We start from the raw sequence: 21230 nt of genomic DNA on the forward strand, positions 1-21230 counted from the left end.
TGACGGTTCGCCCGGGGTTCAGGCGATAGTGGGGTACGTGACTGCTGCACCTCACCCCCGTTCCGAAGCCGCCGGATCCGCCCGGGCCGGCCGTCTGAGCCTCGCCGTGGCGCTGCTGGGCGGTGCGCTCGGCGCGGCCGTGGCGCTGCTCGCCACCCGGCAGCGCTGGGCGGAGGGCACCGCGACGGTGGCCGGCGGCGCCTTCCCCCTGACCGCCAAGGGCAGCGACGTCACGGGCGTACCCGCGGCGCTCGCCATAGTGGGCCTCGCCGCGCTCGTCGCCGTCTTCGCCGTCCGCCGGGCCGGCCGCTTCATCGTGGCCGGGCTGCTGGCGCTGTCCGGCGCGGGCATCGTCGCCGCCGCCCTGCTCGGCGCCTCCGACGGCTCCGCGCTCGACGAGCAGGCCGCCCAGGCCTCCGGGGACACCTCCGCCTCCGTGGACACCCTCAGCCACACCGCCTGGCCGTACGTCGCGGCCGTCGGCGGCGTTCTGATCCTCCTGGCCGGGCTGCTCGCCCTGCGCTACGGCCGGCTGTGGCCCGCGATGTCCGGCCGCTACGAGCGCGACGGCGCGCCCCAGCCGCGCCGAAAGGCCCCCGCCGTCGACCCCGACCGGCCCGAGGACCTGTGGAAGGCGCTCGACCGGGGCGAGGACCCCACCGGGGCCTGAGCCACCCGGAGCAGCGGGGAGCATCCCAGGAGCACCCCCGCTCACCGGTTACGCGCGCGTGCGGGACAATGGGCCCGAGCGTCCTGCTCAGACACGCACACAGCAACGAGGAGCAAGCAATGGCGGGCAGCAGCCACGGTCACACCCCGGCCGCCTGGACCGGTGTCACGATCGCCTTCATCGGTTTCTGCGTCGCGGGCGCGTTCATGGTGATGGACCAGCCCGTGGGCTTCTGGGCGGGCATGGTCGTCGTGCTCCTCGGCGGTGTGGTCGGCGGCATCATGCGGATGATGGGCCTCGGCCAGCCCAAGGACCTGCACCAGCCGCACAAGATGACGGGCGACCGCGAGCCGGCCCGCGCCGAGGGCTGATCACGAACAACCCCGTTGTCACGCGAGGGGCGGCCGGCACTCGGGTGCCGGGACCGCCCCTCACGCGCGTGCCGGGCACAATGCGTACCGTGAACGCCGACAGCCGAAGGGTGACGCACAGCGTCGCGGGCCGACTGGCCGTCCCCGCCGGGGTGCTCGCGGCCGTCGCCGCCGCCTTCGCCTACGTGGGCGCGGTCGACCCCAACGAACCCGGCCACTACCCCGTCTGCCCGCTGCTGCACTACACCGGCCTGTACTGCCCCGGCTGCGGCGGACTGCGCAGCGCGCACGCCTTCGTCCACGGCGACTTCCCGGCGGCACTGCACGCCAACGCGCTCGCCGTCCTCGGCTATCTGGCGTTCGCCGTGCTGTGGACCGTATGGGTGGTCCACGCGGTGCGCGGGCGCCCGATGCGGATCGACCCCCGCCCGGGGCTGGTGTGGAGCCTCGGCGCGTTGCTGCTGGTCTTCACCGTTGTCCGGAACCTGCCCTTCGGTGGCTGGCTCCATCCTTGATCAACTGGCGGATGTCCAGGTAGTGGGACCGGCGTCAACCGGATGCGAAGCCTGCGCACCGCTGCGGATACCATCGCAGTGACCATCGGTTTTCGATCGGTCGATGGAACTGTCAAGAGTCTGGAAGGGGGCCGCTCGCGTGAGTGTGCTCGACGAGATCATCGACGGAGTCCGTGCCGACCTCGCGGAGCGGCAGGCGCGCGTCAGCCTCGACGAGCTCAAGGAGCGCGCGGCGAAGACTCCCGCGGCCAAGGACGGCGCGGCCGCACTGCGCGGGGACGGCGTCAAGGTGATCTGCGAGGTCAAGCGCTCCAGCCCCTCCAAGGGCGCGCTCGCCGCGATCGCCGACCCGGCCGGACTCGCCGCGGACTACGAGGCGGGCGGCGCGGCCGTCATCTCCGTCCTCACCGAACAGCGCCGCTTCGGCGGCTCCCTCGCCGACCTCGAAGCGGTCCGCGCCCGCGTGGACATCCCGGTCCTGCGCAAGGACTTCATCGTCACGTCGTACCAGCTGTGGGAGGCCCGCGCCTACGGCGCCGACGTCGTCCTGCTGATCGTCGCCGCCCTCGACCAGCCCGCCCTGGAGTCCCTCATCGAGCGCGCCGAGTCCATCGGGCTCACGCCGCTCGTCGAGGTGCACGACGAGGACGAGGTCGAGCGCGCGGTCGACGCCGGCGCCCGCGTGATCGGCGTCAACGCGCGCAACCTCAAGACCCTCGAGGTCGACCGGGGCACCTTCGAGCGCGTGGCACCGGAGATCCCCGACCACATCATCAAGATCGCCGAGTCCGGCGTCCGCGGCCCGCACGACCTCATCGCCTACGCCAACGCCGGCGCCGACGCGGTCCTGGTGGGCGAGTCCCTCGTCACCGGCAAGGACCCCAAGACGGCGGTCTCCGACCTGGTGGCGGCAGGCGAACATCCGGCCCTCCGGCACGGCCGGGGCTGATCTCCCGCTAGGCTTGGCCCCGATGACTCTCACCATGACGACCGTGGACCGGTACGCCCGCCTCGCGCGCGGCTGCCGCCCCCGCGGCTGCCGTGCGCCCGCGCGCCGCGTACACGGCCGCCGCGTCCGGTACGTCATCGGTGACGAGCCGGGCCAGGTGAACGGCATGCGATGGCAGCGGCGCCCCGTCAGGGGCGCGGGACTCTGTTCAATGTGCGGCTACCGCCGCGCGGGCGCGACCAGCCACTGACGGCCCGCGGCCGACAGCCGATCCCCGCCCCCACGGCGACCAGTGCACCCAACACACTCACCGTGAGGTTTCCGCATGCCCAGTCAGTTCTTCATCCCCGACCCCGAGGGTCGAACCCCCAACCCCGAAGGCTACTTCGGCGCGTTCGGCGGCAAGTTCATCCCCGAGGCCCTCGTCGCCGCCGTCGACGAGGTCGCCGTCGAGTACGACAAGGCCAAGCACGACCCGGAGTTCGCCAGGGAACTCGACGACCTCCTGGTCAACTACACCGGCCGCCCGTCGGCGCTCACGGAGGTGCCCCGGTTCGCCGAGCACGCCGGTGGCGCCCGGGTCTTCCTCAAGCGCGAGGACCTCAACCACACCGGCTCCCACAAGATCAACAACGTCCTCGGCCAGGCCCTGCTCACCAAGCGCATGGGCAAGACCCGGGTCATCGCCGAGACGGGCGCCGGCCAGCACGGCGTGGCCACGGCCACGGCCTGCGCGCTCTTCGGCCTCGAGTGCACGATCTACATGGGTGAGATCGACACCCGGCGCCAGGCCCTCAACGTCGCCCGCATGCGCATGCTCGGCGCCGAGGTCATCGCCGTGAAGTCCGGCAGCCGCACGCTGAAGGACGCGATCAACGAGGCGTTCCGCGACTGGGTCGCCAACGTCGACCACACGCACTACCTCTTCGGCACGGTCGCCGGCCCCCACCCCTTCCCGGCCATGGTCCGCGACTTCCACCGGGTCATCGGCGTGGAGACCCGCCGCCAGCTCCTGGAGCGCGCGGGCCGGCTCCCCGACGCGGCCGTCGCCTGCGTCGGCGGCGGTTCCAACGCCATCGGCCTCTTCCACGCCTTCATCCCGGACGAGTCCGTCCGCCTCATCGGCTGCGAGCCGGCCGGCCACGGCGTCGACACCGGCGAGCACGCGGCGACCCTGACCGCGGGCGAGCCCGGCATCCTGCACGGCTCCCGCAGTTACGTCCTCCAGGACGACGAGGGGCAGATCACCGAGCCGTACTCGATCTCGGCCGGTCTGGACTACCCGGGCATCGGGCCCGAGCACTCCTACCTCAAGGACTCCGGCCGCGGTGAGTACCGCGCGGTCACCGACGACGCGGCCATGCAGGCCCTGCGCCTGCTGTCCCGCACCGAGGGCATCATCCCGGCCATCGAGAGCGCCCACGCGCTGGCCGGCGCCCTGGAGGTCGGCAAGGAGCTGGGCAAGGACGGGCTGATCGTGGTCAACCTGTCCGGCCGCGGCGACAAGGACATGGACACCGCCGCGCGCTACTTCGGCCTCTACGACACCGACGCCGAGGTCGCCGCCGACGCGGACACCGACACCGCCGAGATCGAGGGGGACGCCAAGTGAGCGGCAAGATCCAGCTGTTGACCGACACCCTCGCCGCGGCGAAGTCCGAGGGCCGGTCCGCCCTCATCGCCTACCTCCCGGCCGGGTTCCCGACCGTGGACGGCGGCATCGAGGCGATCAAGGCCGCCCTGGACGGCGGTGCCGACGTCGTCGAGGTCGGTCTGCCGCACAGCGACCCCGTCCTCGACGGGCCCGTCATCCAGACCGCCGACGACATCGCCCTGCGCGGCGGCGTGAGGATCGCCGACGTGATGCGCACGGTCCGCGAGACCCACGCGGCCACCGGCAAGCCGATCCTCGTCATGACGTACTGGAACCCCATCGACCGCTACGGCGTCGAGCGGTTCACCGCCGAGCTCGCCGAGGCGGGCGGCGCCGGGTGCATCCTGCCCGACCTGCCCGTGCAGGAGTCGGCGCTGTGGAGGGAGCACGCCGAGAAGCACGGTCTCGCCACCGTCTTCGTCGTCGCGCCCAGCAGCAAGGACGAGCGGCTCGCGCAGATCACCGCGGCGGGCAGCGGCTTCGTCTACGCCGCCTCCCTCATGGGCGTCACCGGCACCCGTGAGTCGGTCAGCTCGCAGGCCGAGGACCTGGTGGAACGCACCCGGGCCACCGGCACGGACCTGCCGGTCTGCGTCGGGCTCGGCGTCTCCAACGCCACCCAGGCCGCCGAGGTCGCCGGCTTCGCCGACGGCGTGATCGTCGGCTCGGCCTTCGTCAAGGCCATGCTCGACGCCCCGGACGACGCGGCCGGTGTCGAGGCCGTCCGCACCCTGGCGGCCGGCCTGGCGAAGGGCGTGCGCGGACAGGCGTAAGAAGCCGGGTAGTCATACGGGTCCCTCGTACGGGTGGACCTGGGGCCGGGGAGGCGCGGTGCGCCTCCCCGGTTCGTTTCCGGGGTGTGAGCGAGAAGAACCGTGAGGGAAAGCGCACCGCCCGGGAGAAGCTGGCGGTGGAGCGCGAGAAGCAGAAGGCCTCGGACAAGCGCAGGCGCGCGCTGATCGTGGGCGGTGCCGTCGTGGCCGTCCTGGGGCTCGCGGCGGTGATCGGCGTCGTCGCGGCCAACGCCGGGAAGGACGACGACAGCGAGGCGGCGGGCCCGGTCGTGGCGCCGTCGGGAGCACAGGGCAAGGACGGCCTGGCCATCCCGGTCGGCAAGGACAGCGCCAAGTCCACGCTCACGGTGTGGGAGGACTTCCGCTGCCCCGCCTGCAAGGCCTTCGAGACGGCGTACCGGCCGGTGATCCACGAGTTGACGAACGCCGGCCAGCTGAAGACCGAGTACCACCTCGTGACCCTCATCGACGGCAACATGAGCGGCACCGGCTCCCGCAACGCGGCCAACGCCGCGGCCTGCGCCCAGGACGCCGGGAAGTTCCCCGAGTACCACGACGTGCTCTTCGACAACCAGCCCCCGGAGGTCGACGACGCCTACGCCAGGAACGCCAAGCTGATCGAGCTGGCCGGCAAGGTCGACGGCCTGGACACCCCCGCCTTCCGCAAGTGCGTCGAGGACGGCACGCACAACGCGTGGGTCGCCAAGTCCCACCAGGCGTTCAACAAGGGCGGCTTCTCGGGTACGCCGACCGTCCTGTTCGACGGCAAGAACATCTACCAGGACCGGACGATGACCCCGGCGAAGCTGAAGCAGATGGTGCAGGAGCAGAACAAGGGGTAAGGGCCTTTCTCACGCGCCCGTTATGGACCCGTAGCCGGGCTGCCTGCCGCGGCCCCGGTCCGGCACGGTAGCGTCGACCTTGCCATGGAACTTGCCTTCATTCCCAGCCCGTCACGCGGGGTGCTGTACCTCGGCCCCATTCCGCTGCGCGGCTACGCGTTCTGCATCATCATCGGCGTCTTCGTTGCCGTCTGGCTCGGCAACAAGCGCTGGATCGCCCGGGGCGGGCGGGCCGGCACGGTGGCCGACATCGCGGTCTGGGCCGTGCCGTTCGGCCTCGTGGGCGGCCGGCTCTACCACGTGATCACGGACTACGAGCTGTACTTCAGCGAGGGCCGTGACTGGGTGGACGCCTTCAAGATCTGGGAGGGCGGCCTCGGCATCTGGGGCGCGATCGCGCTGGGCGCGCTGGGCGCCTGGATCGGCTGCCGGCGCCGGGGCATCCCGATGCCGGCGTACGCCGACGCCGTCGCGCCCGGCATCGCCCTCGCCCAGGCGATCGGCCGCTGGGGCAACTGGTTCAACCAGGAGCTGTACGGCAAGCCCACCGACCTGCCGTGGGCCCTGGAGATCACGTCCTCAGCGGACGGCCGGGTGCCGGGCACGTACCACCCGACGTTCCTGTACGAGTCCTTGTGGTGCATCGGCGTCGCGCTCCTGGTCATCTGGGCGGACCGCCGCTTCCGGCTGGGACACGGCCGGGCGTTCGCGCTGTACGTCGCGGCGTACTGCACGGGCCGGGCGTGGATCGAGTACATGCGGGTCGACGACGCCCACCACATCCTGGGCCTCCGGCTGAACGTGTGGACCGCGATGCTCGTGTTCCTGCTCGCGGTCACGTACCTCGTGGTGTCGTCGAAGAAGCGGCCCGGCCGGGAAGAGGTCGTGGAGCCCGCGGCCGCCGACGGTGCCGCCGAGGCGGACGGCGAGGCCGGCGACGAGGGCGAGGACGGCGAAGCCGAGGGCAAGGACGGCGACGCCGAAGACGAGGCCAAGAACGAGGCCGGGTCGGCGAAGAAGACCTGACGACCGTCCGTACACCGCCGAGGGCGCCCGGAACGTTCCGGGCGCCCTCGGAGCGTGCCGGGCGCGTCAGCGGCGGCGGGCCAGGGACAGGGTGCGCTGGGCCGCCGTCACCACCGCCGCGTCGATGAAGCGGCCGTTCGGGAGGGCCTGGGCGCCCCGGTCCGCGGCGGCGGCCTTGAGGACCGTCTCCGCCTGCTCGACGTCCGCCTCGGTGGGCAGATAGGCCCGTTCGATCACCGGGAGCTGGCGGGGGTGGATCGCGGCCCGGCCCAGGAAACCCAGGGCACGGCCGTGGCCGCAGGAGGCGGCGAGGCCCTCCAGGTCGCGGGTGTCCGGGTGCACCGACTGGGCCGGCGGGGGCAGGCCGGCGGCCCGGGCCGCGACGATCACCCGGGAGCGGGGCCAGTCGAGGCCGGTGTCGTCGCGTACGCCCAGATCGGCCCGCAGGTCGGCCTCGCCGAGGGCGATGCCGCGCAGGTGCGGGTGGGCGCCGGCGATGGCGTACGCCTGTTCCACCGCCAGGGCGCTCTCCAGGAGGGCGTACAGGTCGGTCCGAGCGGCTCGGCGTGCGACGTGGGTGACCTCGGCGGACGAGCTGATCTTGGGGAGGCGGAGGCCGGAGAGCCCGGGAGCCGGGGCCAGGGCCGCGATGTCCTGCTCGCCCCAGGGGCTGTCCAGGGCGTTGACGCGGACGTGGACCGGGACCGGCGGCAGGTCGGCGAGCAGCTCGGCGGTCGCGGCACGGGCGTACGCCTTCCGGTCGGGGGCGACGGCGTCCTCCAGGTCGACGACGACGATGTCGGCCCCGGAGGTGAGGGCCTTGGCGACCACGTCGGGGCGGTCGCCCGGGGCGTAGAGCCAGGTGAGCGGGAACGCCGTCACAGGGCGCCCTCCGCGCGCAGCGCCGTGAGGTCGGCCGGGGACAGGCCCAGTTCGGTGAGGACCTCGTCGGTGTCCGCGCCGTGGGGGCGGCCGGCCCAGCGGATCGCGCCGGGTGTGGCGGAGAGCCGGAAGAGGACGTTCTGCATGCGCAGGGGGCCGAGCTCCGGGTCGTCGACGGTGGTGATGGTGTTCAGGGCCTGGTACTGCGGGTCCGCCATCACGTCCCGGACGTCCTGGACCGGGGCCACGGCCGCCTCGGCCTTCTCGAAGGCGGCCAGGACGTCCGGGCGGGTGCGTGCGGCGATCCAGGAGCCGACCGCCTCGTCCAGGACGTCGGCGTGGCGGGCGCGGTCGGCACCCGTGGCGAACCACGGCTCGTCGATCAGTTCCGGGCGGCCCACCAGGCGCATCACGCGTTCCGCGACCGACTGGGCCGATGTCGAGACGGCGACCCAGGTGCCGTCCGCGGTGCGGTAGACGCCGCGCGGGGCGTTGTTGGGGGAGCGGTTGCCGGTGCGGGGCTGGACGTGGCCGAGCTGGTCGTACCAGAGGGGCTGGGGGCCGAGGGCGGCCAGGATGGGCTCGATCAGGGCCATGTCGACGACCTGGCCCTCCCCGGTCCTGTCCCGGGCGGCGAGGGCCGTCATCACGGCGTACGCCGTCGTCAGGCCCGCGATGGAGTCGGCCAGGCCGAACGGCGGGAGCGTCGGGGGCGCGTCCGGTTCGCCGGTGATCGCGGCGAAGCCGCTCATCGCCTCGGCGAGGGTGCCGAAGCCGGGGCGGTGCGCGTAGGGGCCGAACTGGCCGAAGCCGGTGACGCGGGCCAGGACCAGGCGGGGGTTGGCGGCCGACAGCTCCGGCCAGCCCAGGTCCCACTTCTCCAGGCTGCCGGGGCGGAAGTTCTCGATGATCACGTCGGCGCCGGCGGCGAGGCGCAGGAGGGTGGTGCGGCCGCCGGGCTTGGACAGGTCGAGGGTGATGGTGCGCTTGTTGCGGCCGAGCATTTTCCACCACAGGCCCACGCCGTCCTTCGACGGGCCGTGGCCGCGGGACGGGTCCGGTTTCGACGGGTGCTCGACCTTGACGACCTCCGCGCCGAAGTCGCCGAGCAGGGTGGCGGCGAGCGGGCCGGCGAAGAGGGTGGCGAGGTCCAGGACGCGGAGGCCGGTGAGGGGCGCGGTCATGAGCGGTGGGTCTCCCGGTGTGTGAGGTGGGCGAGGGTGTCGAAGCCGATGCCGTTGAAGTCGCCGATGGAGGTGGCCAGGCGGTTCTTCAGGGGGGCCGTCCAGCGGTCGGGGAGCACAGCGGGGTCTTCGGCCAGCAGGCCAGCGATGCTGCCGGCGGTCGCGCCGTTGGAGTCGGTGTCCCAGCCGCCGCTCACCGCGCGGCAGACGGAGCCCGAGAAGTCGCCGTCGGCGTGGGTGAGGGCGGCGGCGATGAGGGCCGTGTTGGGGACGGCGTGCACCCAGTGGTGGGTGGCGGCGTGGGTGGCGTGCAGGTGGTCGACGACCGTGTCGAAGTCGTCGTGTTCGCAGGCCAGTCGGACGGCGTGGTGGACGGCTCGGGCGAGGCGGGAGCGTGGCGGGACGACGGCGAGACCGGTGCGCAGGCAGGTGTGGACGTCGTGTTCGCCTGTCGCGGCCTGCGCGATGGTGGCCGCTGTGAACATCGCCGCGTAGACGCCGTTGGCGGTGTGGGTGAGGGTGGCGTCGCGGTGGGCCTGTTCCGCGGCGGTGGCCGGGTCGCCGGGGTTGGTCCAGCCGTGCACGTCGGCGCGGATCAGGGCGCCGATCCATTCGCGGAACGGGTTGCGGTGGCGGGCGGTGTGCGGGGGTTCCAGGCCGGTGAGGAGGTTGCGGTAGGCGATGCGTTCGGCGGTGAAGGTGCGGCCGGCGGGGAGTTCGTCGAGCCAGGTGCGGGCCACGTCCGTGGTGGTGAAGGTCTTGCCGTGGCGTTGCAGGAGGATCAGGTTGAGGAGGGGGTAGTTGAGGTCGTCGTCCTCGGGCATGCCGTCGATGTTCTCGGCGAGGGAGGATTGTGCCGAGCGGCGGTTCCAGGGGTGTGCGGCGAGGAGTTCCCGGGGGACGCCCCGGGCCGTGAAGTAGGTGGTGAGGGGCCAGTTGCCGGTGGACCTGGCCAGGTGGCGGATGGCGTCCAGGGGGAGTTTTTCGACCGGTTTGCCCAGGAGGCAGCCGACGGCTCGGCCGAGCCAGGCGGATTCCAGGTGTTGCGGCGTGATGGCTGGGGTGGGGGGCGGGTCGCTCGCCCGCGCTGGCGGGGTGCCGCCTGCGCCCACCCTCCCACGGAATGGCCAAGCCGGGCACAGGGACTTGATCGCTGTCAGGTCCGTTGGTTCGTCGTCCGCCAAGGCGCTTGGCAGGTCCGCCAGTTCGTCCAGGAGGTCTTCTGCCAGTTGGCGGAGGTAACGGGACACCGGAGTCGGGGACGCGCCTGCGGTTCGGGGGGCCTCCGGGCCGCCTGCCGCTCGCCAGCGGGACGCGATCCTCGACGGTTCTCGGCCGTCCTGCGTCGCCTGGCGCAGCTCGTGGCCGATCAGGTCCTCCGGCTGGACCCAGGTCAGGCGGAGCATTCCGGGCCTCCGAGGGATGCGAAGGCCTGTTCGTGGGAGCGGCGGCGGGAGGTGTCCCGGGTGAAGATCTCGCGGGTGACGGCCGTGAGGGTCGTGGCCGGTTCCCACAGGTCCAGGCGGCTGGCCTCCGCGACCGTCTTGGCCCAGTCCTGGGGGACGGGCGAGCCCAGGGCGCCGGCCAGGGCGCCGGCCATCGTGGCGATGGAGTCGCAGTCGCGGCCGTAGTTGACGGCGCCCAGGACCGCGTGGTGGTAATCGCCCCGAGCCACGAGCACCATGCCCAGGGCTACCGGCAGTTCCTCGATCGCGTGGAGGCGGGAGGGGCGGCGGGCGGCGAGGGAAGGCGTGCGGTAGTCGGGGCCGACCGTGTCGTAGGGGGCGACCGCTTCGCGCAGGGGGCCCAGTGCCGACTCGAAGTCCGTGTGGCGGGAGGCCTCCTCGCAGACCCGCTCGATGGCGGTGCGCGTACCGTCCTTCGCCAGGGACAGGCAGGTCGAGACGACCGAGTCCGGGGTGGCTCCCGGCGTGCACGCCGCCGCGACCGCCGCCGCCAGGACGCCCGCCGCCTCACGGCCGTACGACGACTGGTGCGCGCCGGCGATGTCGAGGGCCTCGGTGTAGGCCGCCCGCGGGTTGGCCGCGTTGACCAGGCCGACCGGGGCCATGTACATCGCCGCACCGCAGTTGACGATGTTGCCGGTGCCGGCCTCGCGCGGGTCGGCATGGCCGTAGTGGATCCTGGTCACCAGCCATTTCTCCGCCAGGAAGACGCGGTGCAGCGGGAGGGCCTCGGTCTCCAGCTCCGGGATCCAGCGTGCCTCGGTCATCAGGTCGGGCACGAGGTGGTCGGCGATCGCGTAGGCGTCGAGGTGGTCGCGGACCCGGGCGTAGACGCGGACCAGGGCGTGCGTCATCAAGGTGTCGTCGGTGACGTGGCCGTCGCCCTTGTGGTACGGGGCGAGGGGGCGGGCCGTGCGCCAGTCGTCGCCGTGCCAGGGGCCGACGATGCCGTGGACGCGGCCGCCGTGGCGTTCCAGGATCTGCTGTGGCGAGTAGCCCTCGACGGGGCCGCCGAGGGCGTCGCCGACGGCGGCGCCGACCAGGGCTCCGGTGATCCGCTCGTCGAGTGTGGCGTTTTGGTGTGGTTTGGGCTGCATGGCCGCATCATCCACCGGGGCGGGCCGGTTGTGCGGCTTCCAGAAGTCCGGCGAGTTCCACTAGGTCCGTGCCGGTGAGACGGGGCAGGACGCAGCCGGAGAGCGTGCGGCAGGTCTCCCGCCAGGAGGCCGGGATCGACGCGCCGCCGCCCAGCGCGCCGGTGAGGGCGCCCGCCAGGGCCGGGGCGGAGTCCGCGACGCGGGACAGGCAGGCCGCGGCGGGGACCGCCTCCGCGATGCGGCCGCGGGCCGCTGTGGCCAGGGCCAGGGCGACCGGGACCGTTTCGGCGGCGGCGATGCCGTAGCTGTAGACGTGGTCGACGATCTGGTGTTCCAGGGGCGGGACCAGGGCGAAGGCGCTGTCCGCCTCGGCCGCGAGGTGCAGCGCGTGCCGGGCGTTGCGGCCGATCTCCGTCTCCTCGGGCAGCTCGGCGAGCGCGGCGGTGACGCAGGCGTCGACGTCCGCGCCGGCCAGGGCGAGGGCGAGGGCCGCCGCCATCGCGCGGGCGCCGTGCACGCCGTCGCCGTCCTGGGTGTAACGGGCGTCGAACTCGGCGAGGTCGGCGGCGCGTCGGGCGTCGCCCGGGTGGGCCACGGCCAGGACGCACGCCCGTACGCAGGCGGCGTCGTCGAAGTAGTGGGGGTTGTCGTGGCCGGTGGCGGGCGGGCGCAGGCCGGTGGCGAGGTTGCCGAGGCCGGCGCGGACGGAGATGCGGGCCCGGAGGGGGAGGACGGCGGACTCGATCTCCGGCGCGCGGTCCGCCGCGGCGGCAACTTCGCAGGCGATGGCGTTCCAGGTGAGGTCGATCGCGGCGCGGATGCGGCGTTCTCGGCTGAGGTCGTTCAGGACGGTGTCGTCGCCCGCGCGAAGGAGGGCTTCCGCGGCGAAGGCCGCCCATTCGGCGTCGTCCGAGGGGCCCAGGCGGAGGGGCTCGGGGGGCTGGTTCAGGGCGATGGGGACGGGGAGGGTGGTGGTGGCGTTGTGTTCGGCGAAGGTGTCCAGTTCGCGGGTGAGGCGGCGGGTCCAGTCGGGCATGCGGGCGGCTCGGTGGCGGGCGGCGGGCCAGCCGGCGGCGTCGCCGGCGGCCATGCCGAGCAGGAGGCCTTCGGCCTTTTTGTCTCCCACCCGCGCACCGCTCGTGACTGTCACCCGTGGGGCCCTGGTCTCCCGTGGGGCCGTGGTCTCCCGTGGGGCCGTGGTCTCCGGTGGGGCGTCCCCGCCGTCGGCGGCCGCCGGTTCGCGTGCCGTCATGAAGGGGCCTGTGTTCCGTCGGCCGCCAGGACGAAGTCCCTGGGCACCGGCTCCGGGCCGCTGACCGCCGGTGTCAGCAGGTCCGCCACGTCCAGTACGTGGTAACCCGCCATCGCCGGGAGGCACCGGCCGCGGACCGGGCCGATGGGGGTCCTCCAGGCCTCTGGGATCGCCGAGACGCCCCGCGTGGCCCCCGCCAGGGCGCCCGCCACCGCCGCCGTCGTGTCCGCGTCGCGGCCCATGTTCACCGCCGTCAGGACGGACTGCTCGAAGTCGCCGTCGGCCGCCGCGTACGCGCCGAAGGCGAGGGCGACCGCCTCGGGGGCCAGGTCGGTCCAGGGGTAGCCGCCGATGACGACCGCGGAGCGGACCGCGCGTTCGCCGAGGTGGGCCACCGCCACCGCGCGGCGCAGGCAGCGGGCCGTCCAGGAGTCGTCGGGCACGACCGCGAGGGCGGCGGCCACGACCGCGACCGGCTGCGCGCCCGCCATCGCCGCCGCCACGCCCGCCGCCACCGCCTGCCCGCCGTAGATGCCCTCGCCGTCATGGCTCACCGAGCCGTCGATCGCCACCAGCCGGGCCGCCTCCGCCGGGCTGCCCGCCGCGAACACCCCGAAGGGTGCCGCGCGCATGGCCAGGCCGTCGCTCCAGGCGTGCCGGTGCTGGGCGGAGATGGGGGCGGCCAGGCCCCGGCGCAGGTTCTCCAGCGTGCCGCGCTCGCTGAAGCCGGCGCCTCGGAACGGGCCCTCGTCGCGGTCGGCGATCCACTCGTGCCAGGCCGCCTCCACGTGCGCCGGGGTGAGTGCCGAGCCGTGCCGGGCCAGGAGGAGGCCGGAGAAGATCGCGTACTCGGTGTCGTCCGTGCCGGCCGGGTTCTCGGCGACGTAGCCGGTGATACGGCCCCACCGCGCGCGGATCTCGGAGGGCTTCAGGTTCTCGGCCGGGGCCCCGAGCGCGTCACCGACGGCCAGGCCGAGCAGGGCGCCGCGTGCCCGTTCGCGGAGTTCTGCGGCGTCCCCGGGCGCCGGAACGGAGGGGATGCAGGCGATCGATGCCATACGGGATGTGTCCCACTGCGGCGACCGCCCCGAGCCTCGGGAGCCACAGCATCACCCGGTCGACATCTGTGCAAGATCGTCATCAGGTGAGCACTGAAGGGTAAAACCGCAGGTTAGCCCAGCCTTTCCTTGCTGGCGGCAATGGAATTCACGGCGTACTTTGGGTGTTGTAAAAATCTGGAACGTGTCCAGGGAAACTGGTTCGGCAAGGGGATCGGGGATTTTTCATGGCCATCATCGAGACCGAGGCGGCGCTGCACGAGGCGCACCGGGACAACCACACCCACCGGGACGTGAACGGCGGCTGGCTGCGTCCCGCGGTGTTCGGCGCGATGGACGGCCTCGTCTCCAACCTGGCCCTGATGACCGGTGTCGCGGGCGGCTCGGTCAGCCAGCACACCGTCGTCCTCACCGGACTCGCGGGCCTGGCCGCCGGTGCCTTCTCCATGGCCGCCGGCGAGTACACCTCCGTCGCCTCGCAGCGCGAGCTCGTCGAGGCCGAGCTGGACGTGGAGCGGCGCGAGCTGCGCAAGCACCCGAAGGACGAGGAGGCCGAGCTCGCCGCGCTCTACCGGGCGCGCGGGGTCGAGCCGCGGCTGGCCGACGAGGTCGCCCGGCAGCTGTCGAAGGACCCCGAGCAGGCGCTGGAGATCCACGCCCGGGAAGAACTGGGCATCGACCCCGGCGATCTGCCCTCGCCCACCGTGGCCGCGGTGTCGAGCTTCGGCTCCTTCGCGCTGGGCGCGCTGATCCCCGTACTGCCCTATCTGCTGGGTGCGAGCAGCCTCTGGCCGGCCGTGCTGCTGGCGCTGCTCGGGCTCTTCCTGTGCGGCGCGGTGGTGGCCAAGGTGACGGCACGCACCTGGTGGTACAGCGGGCTGCGGCAGCTGGTGCTGGGAGGTGCGGCGGCCGGTGTGACGTACGCCCTGGGCAGCTTGTTCGGGACGGCCGTAGGATAGCTCGGCTCGGACTTATGCGATGGGCCGCATAAGTAGCCGTTACTCGCTGGTTTCGAATGCGCAACCACCGGGCATGAGCCGTAAGCGCTGCGGGCAACGAGGCCCGTGGGCGCGCTCAGTGTGGTGGGCGAAGACGCCCGTCCCGCACTCGGGTCCGACGGGCATCGATCTCACCCGGTCGTTCCGTACAGGCCCCCCATAGCTTCCACCGTCGGTGCGGTACCCCCGCCGCGAGCCGCCGGTGTCCGCATGTTGGAACGGATTATCCCGGTTCCCGAGAACCGCTCCATCATGTAACCTGCACGAAATTTTGCGATCACGCGAGGGCCAACGTCGTCCCTCGGCACTTGCATATGCCACATGACGACGACGGGAGAGCCGATGCGTACGCCGCGCCAGCCGTCCCAGCACTCCGCGAATGGCCAGAACTGGTCCTTCATGGATGCTCGCCCTGCTGCGCAGGGTATGTACGACCCCCGCAACGAGCACGACGCCTGTGGCGTCGGCTTCGTCGCCACCCTTACCGGCGAGGCGTCCCACACCCTGGTCGAGCAGGCTCTGACCGTCCTGCGCAACCTCGAACACCGCGGTGCCACCGGCTCCGAGCCCGACTCCGGCGACGGCGCCGGCATCCTGTCGCAGGTCCCGGACGCCTTCTTCCGCGACGTGGCCGGATTCGAACTGCCCGCGGCCGGTGCCTACGCCGTCGGCACCGCGTTCCTGCCGGAGGACTCCGCCGCCGACGCCGTCTCGCAGATCGAGACGATCGCGGCCGACGAGGGCCTGACCGTGCTCGGCTGGCGCGAGGTGCCGGTCGCTCCCCAGCTGCTGGGCGCCACCGCCCGGTCGACCATGCCGGTCTTCCGTCAGATCTTCGTCAGCGACGGCGTGTCGGAGGGCATCGCCCTCGACCGCAAGGCCTTCGTGCTGCGCAAGCGCGCCGAGCGCGAGGCCGGCGTGTACTTCCCCTCGCTGTCCGCCCGGACCATCGTCTACAAGGGCATGCTGACCACCGGCCAGCTGGAGCCCTTCTTCCCGGACCTGTCCGACCGCCGCTTCGCCTCCGCGATCGCGCTCGTGCACTCCCGGTTCTCGACGAACACCTTCCCGTCCTGGCCGCTGGCCCACCCGTACCGCTTCGTCGCGCACAACGGTGAGATCAACACCGTCAAGGGCAACCGCAACTGGATGGTCGCCCGCGAGTCGCAGCTCGTCTCCGACCTGTTCGGGTCCGACGAGAAGGCCATCGAGCGGATCTTCCCGGTCTGTACGCCGGACGCCTCCGACTCCGCTTCCTTCGACGAGGTCCTCGAACTCCTGCACCTGGGCGGCCGTTCGCTGCCGCACTCCGTGCTGATGATGATCCCGGAGGCGTGGGAGAACCACGACTCCATGGACCCGGCCCGGCGCGCCTTCTACCAGTTCCACTCGAACCTGATGGAGCCCTGGGACGGCCCGGCCTGTGTCACCTTCACCGACGGCACCCAGGTCGGCGCGGTCCTCGACCGCAACGGCCTGCGCCCCGGCCGCTACTGGGTCACCGACGACGGCCTCGTCGTCCTCGGCTCCGAGGTCGGCGTCCTGGACATCGACCCGGCCAAGGTCGTCCGCAAGGGCCGCCTGCAGCCCGGCCGCATGTTCCTCGTCGACACCGCCGAGCACCGCATCATCGAGGACGACGAGATCAAGGCCCAGCTCGCCGCGGAGAACCCGTACGCGGAGTGGCTGGAGGCCGGCGAGATCGAGCTGGGCGACCTGCCCGAGCGCGAGCACATCGTCCACACCCACGCCTCCGTCACGCGCCGCCAGCAGACCTTCGGTTACACCGAGGAGGAGCTGCGCGTCATCCTCGCGCCGATGGCCAAGGCCGGTGCCGAGCCCATCGGCTCGATGGGCACCGACTCGCCGATCGCCGCGCTGTCGGACCGCCCGCGCCTGCTCTTCGACTACTTCACCCAGCTGTTCGCGCAGGTCACCAACCCGCCGCTGGACGCCATCCGCGAGGAACTGGTCACCTCGCTGCGCTCGTCGCTGGGCCCGCAGGGCAATCTGCTCGAACCGAGCGCGGCCTCCTGCCGCAGCGTCGTGCTGCCCTTCCCGGTCATCGACAACGACGAGCTGGCCAAGCTCATCCACATCAACGCCGACGGCGACATGCCCGGCTTCAAGGCCGCGACCCTGTCCGGCCTGTACCGGGTGCACGGCGGCGGTGACGCGCTGGCCGCGCGGATCGAGGAGATCTGCGCCGAGGCCGACGCCGCGATCGAGAACGGCGCCCGGCTGATCGTCCTGTCGGACCGGCACTCGGACGCCGAGCACGCGCCGATCCCGTCGCTGCTGCTCACCGCGGCCGTCCACCACCACCTCATCCGCACCAAGCAGCGCACCCAGGTGGGCCTGCTGGTCGAGGCCGGCGACGTCCGCGAGGTCCACCACGTCGCCCTGCTCATCGGCTACGGCGCCGCCGCCGTCAACCCGTACCTGGCGATGGAGTCCGTCGAGGACCTGGTCCGCGCCGGCACCTTCCTGCCCGGCGTCGAGCCCGAGAAGGCCATCCGCAACCTCATCTACGCCCTCGGCAAGGGCGTGCTGAAGGTCATGTCCAAGATGGGCATCTCGACCGTCGCCTCCTACCGCGGCGCCCAGGTCTTCGAGGCCGTCGGTCTCGACGAGAACTTCGTCGCGAAGTACTTCAACGGCACGGCCACCAAGATCGGCGGCGTCGGCATCGACGTCATCGCCAAGGAGGTCGCCGCCCGGCACGCCAAGGCCTACCCGGCCTCCGGCATCGCCCCGGCGCACCGCGCGCTCGACATAGGCGGCGAGTACCAGTGGCGCCGCGAGGGCGAGCCGCACCTGTTCGACCCGGAGACGGTCTTCCGCCTCCAGCACTCCACGCGCTCCGGCCGCTACGACATCTTCAAGAAGTACACCGAGCGCGTGAACGAGCAGTCCGAGCGGCTGATGACGCTGCGCGGCCTGTTCGGGTTCAAGTCCGACCGGAAGCCGATCCCGATCGACGAGGTCGAGCCGGTCTCCGAGATCGTCAAGCGCTTCTCCACGGGCGCCATGTCGTACGGCTCCATCTCCCAGGAGGCGCACGAGACCCTCGCCATCGCCATGAACCAGCTGGGCGGCAAGTCCAACACCGGTGAGGGCGGCGAGGACGCGGAGCGCCTGTACGACCCGGCCCGCCGGTCGTCCATCAAGCAGGTCGCGTCCGGCCGCTTCGGTGTGACCTCCGAGTACCTGGTCAACTCCGACGACATCCAGATCAAGATGGCGCAGGGCGCCAAGCCCGGTGAGGGCGGCCAGCTGCCCGGCCACAAGGTCTACCCGTGGGTCGCCAAGACGCGGCACTCGACGCCGGGCGTCGGCCTCATCTCGCCGCCCCCGCACCACGACATCTACTCCATCGAGGACCTGGCCCAGCTGATCCACGACCTGAAGAACGCGAACCCGCAGGCGCGGATTCACGTGAAGCTGGTCTCCGAGGTCGGCGTCGGCACGGTCGCCGCGGGTGTCTCCAAGGCGCACGCGGACGTCGTCCTCATCTCCGGCCACGACGGCGGCACGGGTGCCTCGCCGCTGACCTCGCTGAAGCACGCCGGTGGTCCCTGGGAGCTCGGCCTCGCCGAGACCCAGCAGACGCTGCTGCTCAACGGCCTGCGCGACCGCATCGTCGTGCAGACCGACGGCCAGCTGAAGACCGGCCGCGACGTGGTCATCGCCGCGCTGCTCGGCGCCGAGGAGTTCGGTTTCGCGACCGCGCCGCTCGTCGTCTCCGGCTGCGTCATGATGCGCGTCTGCCACCTGGACACCTGCCCGGTCGGCATCGCCACGCAGAACCCGGTGCTGCGCGAGCGGTACAACGGCAAGGCCGAGTACGTCGTGAACTTCTTCCAGTACATCGCCGAAGAGGTCCGCGAGATCCTCGCCGAGCTGGGCTTCCGCTCCATCGAGGAGGCCGTCGGCCACGCCGAGACCCTCGACGTCACGCGTGCCGTCGACCACTGGAAGGCGCAGGGCCTTGACCTGGCTCCGCTGTTCCACGTGCCCGAGCTGCCCGAGGGCGCGGTCCGCCACCAGCTGATCGCCCAGGACCACGGTCTGGAGAAGGCGCTCGACAACCAGCTGATCAAGCTCGCCGCGGACGCCCTGTCCGCCTCGGACGCCACCGAGGCCCAGCCGGTCCGCGCGCAGGTGCAGATCCGCAACATCAACCGCACGGTCGGCACCATGCTCGGCCACGAGGTGACGAAGAAGTTCGGTGGCGCGGGCCTGCCCGACGACACCATCGACATCACCTTCACCGGTTCCGCCGGCCAGTCCTTCGGCGCCTTCGTGCCGCGCGGTGTCACGCTGCGCCTGGAGGGCGACGCCAACGACTACGTCGGCAAGGGCCTCTCGGGCGGCCGGATCGTGGTCCGCCCGGACCGCGCGGCCGACCACCTCGCCGAGTACAGCGTCATCGCGGGCAACACGATCGGCTACGGCGCGACCGGCGGCGAGATGTTCCTGCGCGGCAAGGTCGGCGAGCGGTTCTGCGTCCGCAACTCCGGTGCGACGGTCGTCTCCGAGGGCGTGGGCGACCACGGCTGCGAGTACATGACCGGTGGTCACGCGGTGGTGCTCGGCGAGACGGGCCGCAACTTCGCGGCCGGTATGTCCGGCGGTATCGCGTACGTCATCGACCTCGACCGCGACAACGTCAACGTCGGCAACCTGGACGCGGTCGAGGCGCTGGACGACACCGACAAGCAGTGGCTGCACGAGGTGGTCCGCCGCCACCAGGAGGAGACGGGCTCGACCGTCGCCGAGAAGCTCCTGGCAGAGTGGGACGACCCCACGGGAGGCGTGGCGCGCTTCAGTAAGATCATCCCCAGCACGTACAAGGCAGTGCTCGCCGCCAAGGACGCCGCCGAGCGAGCCGGTCTCTCCGAGACCGAGACCCACGAGAAGATGATGGAGGCGGCGATCAATGGCTGACCCGAAGGGCTTCCTGAACCACGGGCGCGAGGTCGCCAAGTCCCGCCCCGTCGAGGAGCGCGTCAAGGACTGGAACGAGGTCTACGTCCCCGGCTCCCTGCTGCCGATCATCAGCAAGCAGGCCAGCCGCTGCATGGACTGCGGCATCCCGTTCTGCCACAACGGCTGCCCGCTCGGGAACCTCATCCCCGAGTGGAACGACTACGCCTACCGCGAGGACTGGGCCGCCGCCTCGGAGCGGCTGCACGCCACGAACAACTTCCCGGAGTTCACGGGCCGTCTGTGCCCCGCTCCCTGTGAGTCGGCGTGTGTGCTCGGCATCAACCAGCCGCCGGTCACCATCAAGAACGTCGAGGTCTCGATCATCGACAAGGCGTGGGAGACCGGGGACGTCGCCCCGCAGATCCCGGAGCGCCTGTCCGGCAAGACCGTCGCCGTCATCGGCTCCGGCCCCGCGGGTCTGGCCGCCGCCCAGCAGCTGACCCGGGCCGGTCACACGGTCGCCGTCTACGAGCGCGCGGACCGCATCGGAGGCCTCCTCCGGTACGGCATCCCCGAGTTCAAGATGGAGAAGCGGCACATCAACCGCCGTATCGAGCAGATGCGCGCGGAGGGCACCCGCTTCCGCACGGGCATCGAGATCGGCCGCGACCTGAAGGCGACGGACCTGAAGAAGCGGTACGACGCGGTCGTCCTGGCCGTCGGTGCCACCACGGCCCGTGACCTGTCGGTGCCCGGCCGCGAACTCAAGGGCATCTACCAGGCCATGGAGTACCTGCCGCTGGCCAACAAGGTGCAGGAGGGCGACTTCGTGGCGCCCCCGATCTCGGCCGAGGGCAAGCACGTCGTGGTCATCGGCGGCGGCGACACCGGCGCCGACTGCGTCGGCACGGCCCACCGCCAGGGCGCGGCCTCCGTCACGCAGCTGGAGATCATGCCCCGCCCGAACGACGAGCGGCACCCGGTCAACCAGCCGTGGCCGACCTTCCCGATGCTCTACAAGGTCACCTCGGCCCACGAGGAGGGAGGCGAGCGCGTCTACTCGGTCTCGACGACCCACTTCGAGGGCGACGAGGACGGCAACGTGCAGTGGCTGCACCTCACCGAGGTGGAGTTCATCGACGGCCGGCTGACCCCGAAGCCTGGCACCGAGCGCAAGATCCCCGCCCAGCTGGTCACGCTCGCCATGGGCTTCACCGGCACCGACCGGGAGAACGGCCTGGTCGAGCAGTTCGGCCTGGAGCTCGACGAGCGCGGCAACATCGCCCGCGACGCCGACTTCCAGACCAACGTGCCGGGCGTGTTCGTCGCCGGTGACGCGGGCCGCGGCCAGTCGCTCATCGTGTGGGCGATCGCCGAGGGCCGTTCGGCGGCGCGCGGGGTGGACCGCCACCTCACGGGCGCCAGCGAACTGCCGGCGCCGATCCGGCCGACGGATCGGGCCCTGATGGTCTGACGGCCATCGAAAAGACGTCCCGTACAACGGCGTACGGAACACCGACAGCGCCTGCCCCACAGTCCC

General features: G+C 72.1%; 18 protein-coding genes. 12 read left to right on the forward strand and 6 right to left on the reverse strand.

Annotated features, from left to right (window positions below):
* The first annotated feature begins 28 nt into the window (after positions 1 to 28).
* The 9 genes from GTY47_RS00500 to lgt all read left to right on the forward strand — a co-directional run bounded on the left by GTY47_RS00500 (position 29) and on the right by lgt (position 6821).
* Positions 29 to 670, forward strand: coding sequence for a TIGR02234 family membrane protein (locus GTY47_RS00500; protein ID WP_029181137.1), 642 nt, complete (start codon positions 29 to 31; stop codon positions 668 to 670).
* 119 nt (positions 671 to 789) lie between these two features.
* Entirely contained in the window at positions 790 to 1041 is a 252-nt protein-coding gene (locus tag GTY47_RS00505) for an HGxxPAAW family protein (RefSeq protein ID WP_010039431.1), read from the forward strand.
* 80 nt (positions 1042 to 1121) lie between these two features.
* Positions 1122 to 1556, forward strand: coding sequence for a DUF2752 domain-containing protein (locus tag GTY47_RS00510; RefSeq protein ID WP_050810227.1), 435 nt, complete (start codon positions 1122 to 1124; stop codon positions 1554 to 1556).
* Positions 1557 to 1695: 139 nt separating this feature from the next.
* Positions 1696 to 2505, forward strand: coding sequence for an indole-3-glycerol phosphate synthase TrpC (gene trpC, locus GTY47_RS00515; protein WP_010039437.1), 810 nt, complete (start codon positions 1696 to 1698; stop codon positions 2503 to 2505).
* A 22-nt stretch (positions 2506 to 2527) separates the two neighbouring features.
* Positions 2528 to 2755: a tryptophan synthase subunit(beta) gene (locus GTY47_RS00520; protein WP_078602820.1), complete on the forward strand. Its 228-nt coding sequence runs from the start codon at positions 2528 to 2530 to the stop codon at positions 2753 to 2755.
* Positions 2756 to 2830: 75 nt separating this feature from the next.
* Positions 2831 to 4117, forward strand: a complete 1287-nt coding sequence (trpB, locus tag GTY47_RS00525; protein WP_010039439.1) for a tryptophan synthase subunit beta — start codon at positions 2831 to 2833, stop codon at positions 4115 to 4117.
* Entirely contained in the window at positions 4114 to 4932 is an 819-nt protein-coding gene (gene trpA, locus GTY47_RS00530; RefSeq protein WP_010039441.1) for a tryptophan synthase subunit alpha, read from the forward strand. Before trpB ends, trpA begins: the two co-directional genes overlap by 4 nt.
* Before the next feature lie 86 nt (positions 4933 to 5018).
* Entirely contained in the window at positions 5019 to 5795 is a 777-nt protein-coding gene (locus GTY47_RS00535; RefSeq protein ID WP_010039444.1) for a thioredoxin domain-containing protein, read from the forward strand.
* 84 nt (positions 5796 to 5879) lie between these two features.
* Complete coding sequence (gene lgt / locus GTY47_RS00540) at positions 5880 to 6821, forward strand: prolipoprotein diacylglyceryl transferase (RefSeq protein ID WP_050810228.1); 942 nt, start codon at positions 5880 to 5882, stop codon at positions 6819 to 6821.
* A 66-nt stretch (positions 6822 to 6887) separates the two neighbouring features.
* Here the strand turns inward: lgt and GTY47_RS00545 are convergent, their stop codons facing one another.
* From GTY47_RS00545 to GTY47_RS00570, 6 genes are read right to left on the reverse strand one after another with little or no spacing between them, the layout of a single operon-like run.
* The gene (locus GTY47_RS00545) at positions 6888 to 7703 is read right to left on the reverse strand and encodes a CoA ester lyase (protein WP_010039448.1); all 816 of its coding nucleotides are present in this window, start codon (positions 7701 to 7703) and stop codon (positions 6888 to 6890) included.
* A complete protein-coding gene (locus GTY47_RS00550; RefSeq protein WP_010039450.1) occupies positions 7700 to 8887 on the reverse strand; it encodes a CoA transferase in 1188 nt (395 codons plus the stop codon). The genes GTY47_RS00545 and GTY47_RS00550 overlap by 4 nt, the downstream gene beginning before the upstream one ends.
* Positions 8884 to 10293, reverse strand: a complete 1410-nt coding sequence (locus tag GTY47_RS00555) for an ADP-ribosylglycohydrolase family protein (protein ID WP_010039451.1) — start codon at positions 10291 to 10293, stop codon at positions 8884 to 8886. Before GTY47_RS00555 ends, GTY47_RS00550 begins: the two co-directional genes overlap by 4 nt.
* Positions 10281 to 11450, reverse strand: coding sequence for an ADP-ribosylglycohydrolase family protein (locus tag GTY47_RS00560; protein ID WP_010039453.1), 1170 nt, complete (start codon positions 11448 to 11450; stop codon positions 10281 to 10283). Before GTY47_RS00560 ends, GTY47_RS00555 begins: the two co-directional genes overlap by 13 nt.
* 7 nt (positions 11451 to 11457) lie before the next feature.
* The gene (locus tag GTY47_RS00565; RefSeq protein ID WP_010039456.1) at positions 11458 to 12702 is read right to left on the reverse strand and encodes an ADP-ribosylglycohydrolase family protein; all 1245 of its coding nucleotides are present in this window, start codon (positions 12700 to 12702) and stop codon (positions 11458 to 11460) included.
* Entirely contained in the window at positions 12699 to 13760 is a 1062-nt protein-coding gene (locus GTY47_RS00570) for an ADP-ribosylglycohydrolase family protein (RefSeq protein ID WP_010039458.1), read from the reverse strand. The genes GTY47_RS00565 and GTY47_RS00570 overlap by 4 nt, the downstream gene beginning before the upstream one ends.
* Positions 13761 to 13987: 227 nt before the next feature.
* Between GTY47_RS00570 and GTY47_RS00575 the strand changes: the two genes are divergently transcribed.
* The 3 genes from GTY47_RS00575 to GTY47_RS00585 all read left to right on the forward strand — a co-directional run bounded on the left by GTY47_RS00575 (position 13988) and on the right by GTY47_RS00585 (position 21164).
* The gene (locus tag GTY47_RS00575; RefSeq protein ID WP_010039460.1) at positions 13988 to 14719 is read left to right on the forward strand and encodes a VIT1/CCC1 transporter family protein; all 732 of its coding nucleotides are present in this window, start codon (positions 13988 to 13990) and stop codon (positions 14717 to 14719) included.
* A gap of 381 nt (positions 14720 to 15100) precedes the next feature.
* Entirely contained in the window at positions 15101 to 19708 is a 4608-nt protein-coding gene (gene gltB / locus GTY47_RS00580) for a glutamate synthase large subunit (protein ID WP_078602821.1), read from the forward strand.
* On the forward strand, positions 19701 to 21164 hold the full coding sequence (locus GTY47_RS00585; protein ID WP_010039464.1) for a glutamate synthase subunit beta: 1464 nt from the start codon (positions 19701 to 19703) through the stop codon (positions 21162 to 21164). Before gltB ends, GTY47_RS00585 begins: the two co-directional genes overlap by 8 nt.
* The last annotated feature ends 66 nt before the right edge of the window (positions 21165 to 21230 follow it).

It is taken from the genome of Streptomyces sp. SID5464 (assembly GCF_009862985.1).
GTDB lineage: Bacteria > Actinomycetota > Actinomycetes > Streptomycetales > Streptomycetaceae > Streptomyces > Streptomyces chartreusis_D.

Coding starts and splice junctions, on each gene's coding strand:
- GTY47_RS00505 (WP_010039431.1), top strand. CDS start 790: ATGGCGGGCAGCAGCCACGGTCACACCCCGGCCGCCTGGACCGGTGTC.
- GTY47_RS00510 (WP_050810227.1), top strand. CDS start 1,122: ATGCGTACCGTGAACGCCGACAGCCGAAGGGTGACGCACAGCGTCGCG.
- GTY47_RS00520 (WP_078602820.1), top strand. CDS start 2,528: ATGACTCTCACCATGACGACCGTGGACCGGTACGCCCGCCTCGCGCGC.
- trpB (WP_010039439.1), top strand. CDS start 2,831: ATGCCCAGTCAGTTCTTCATCCCCGACCCCGAGGGTCGAACCCCCAAC.
- lgt (WP_050810228.1), top strand. CDS start 5,880: ATGGAACTTGCCTTCATTCCCAGCCCGTCACGCGGGGTGCTGTACCTC.
- GTY47_RS00550 (WP_010039450.1), bottom strand. CDS start 8,887: ATGACCGCGCCCCTCACCGGCCTCCGCGTCCTGGACCTCGCCACCCTC.
- GTY47_RS00555 (WP_010039451.1), bottom strand. CDS start 10,293: ATGCTCCGCCTGACCTGGGTCCAGCCGGAGGACCTGATCGGCCACGAG.
- GTY47_RS00560 (WP_010039453.1), bottom strand. CDS start 11,450: ATGCAGCCCAAACCACACCAAAACGCCACACTCGACGAGCGGATCACC.
- GTY47_RS00565 (WP_010039456.1), bottom strand. CDS start 12,702: ATGACGGCACGCGAACCGGCGGCCGCCGACGGCGGGGACGCCCCACCG.
- GTY47_RS00570 (WP_010039458.1), bottom strand. CDS start 13,760: ATGGCATCGATCGCCTGCATCCCCTCCGTTCCGGCGCCCGGGGACGCC.
- GTY47_RS00575 (WP_010039460.1), top strand. CDS start 13,988: ATGGCCATCATCGAGACCGAGGCGGCGCTGCACGAGGCGCACCGGGAC.
- gltB (WP_078602821.1), top strand. CDS start 15,101: ATGCGTACGCCGCGCCAGCCGTCCCAGCACTCCGCGAATGGCCAGAAC.
- GTY47_RS00585 (WP_010039464.1), top strand. CDS start 19,701: ATGGCTGACCCGAAGGGCTTCCTGAACCACGGGCGCGAGGTCGCCAAG.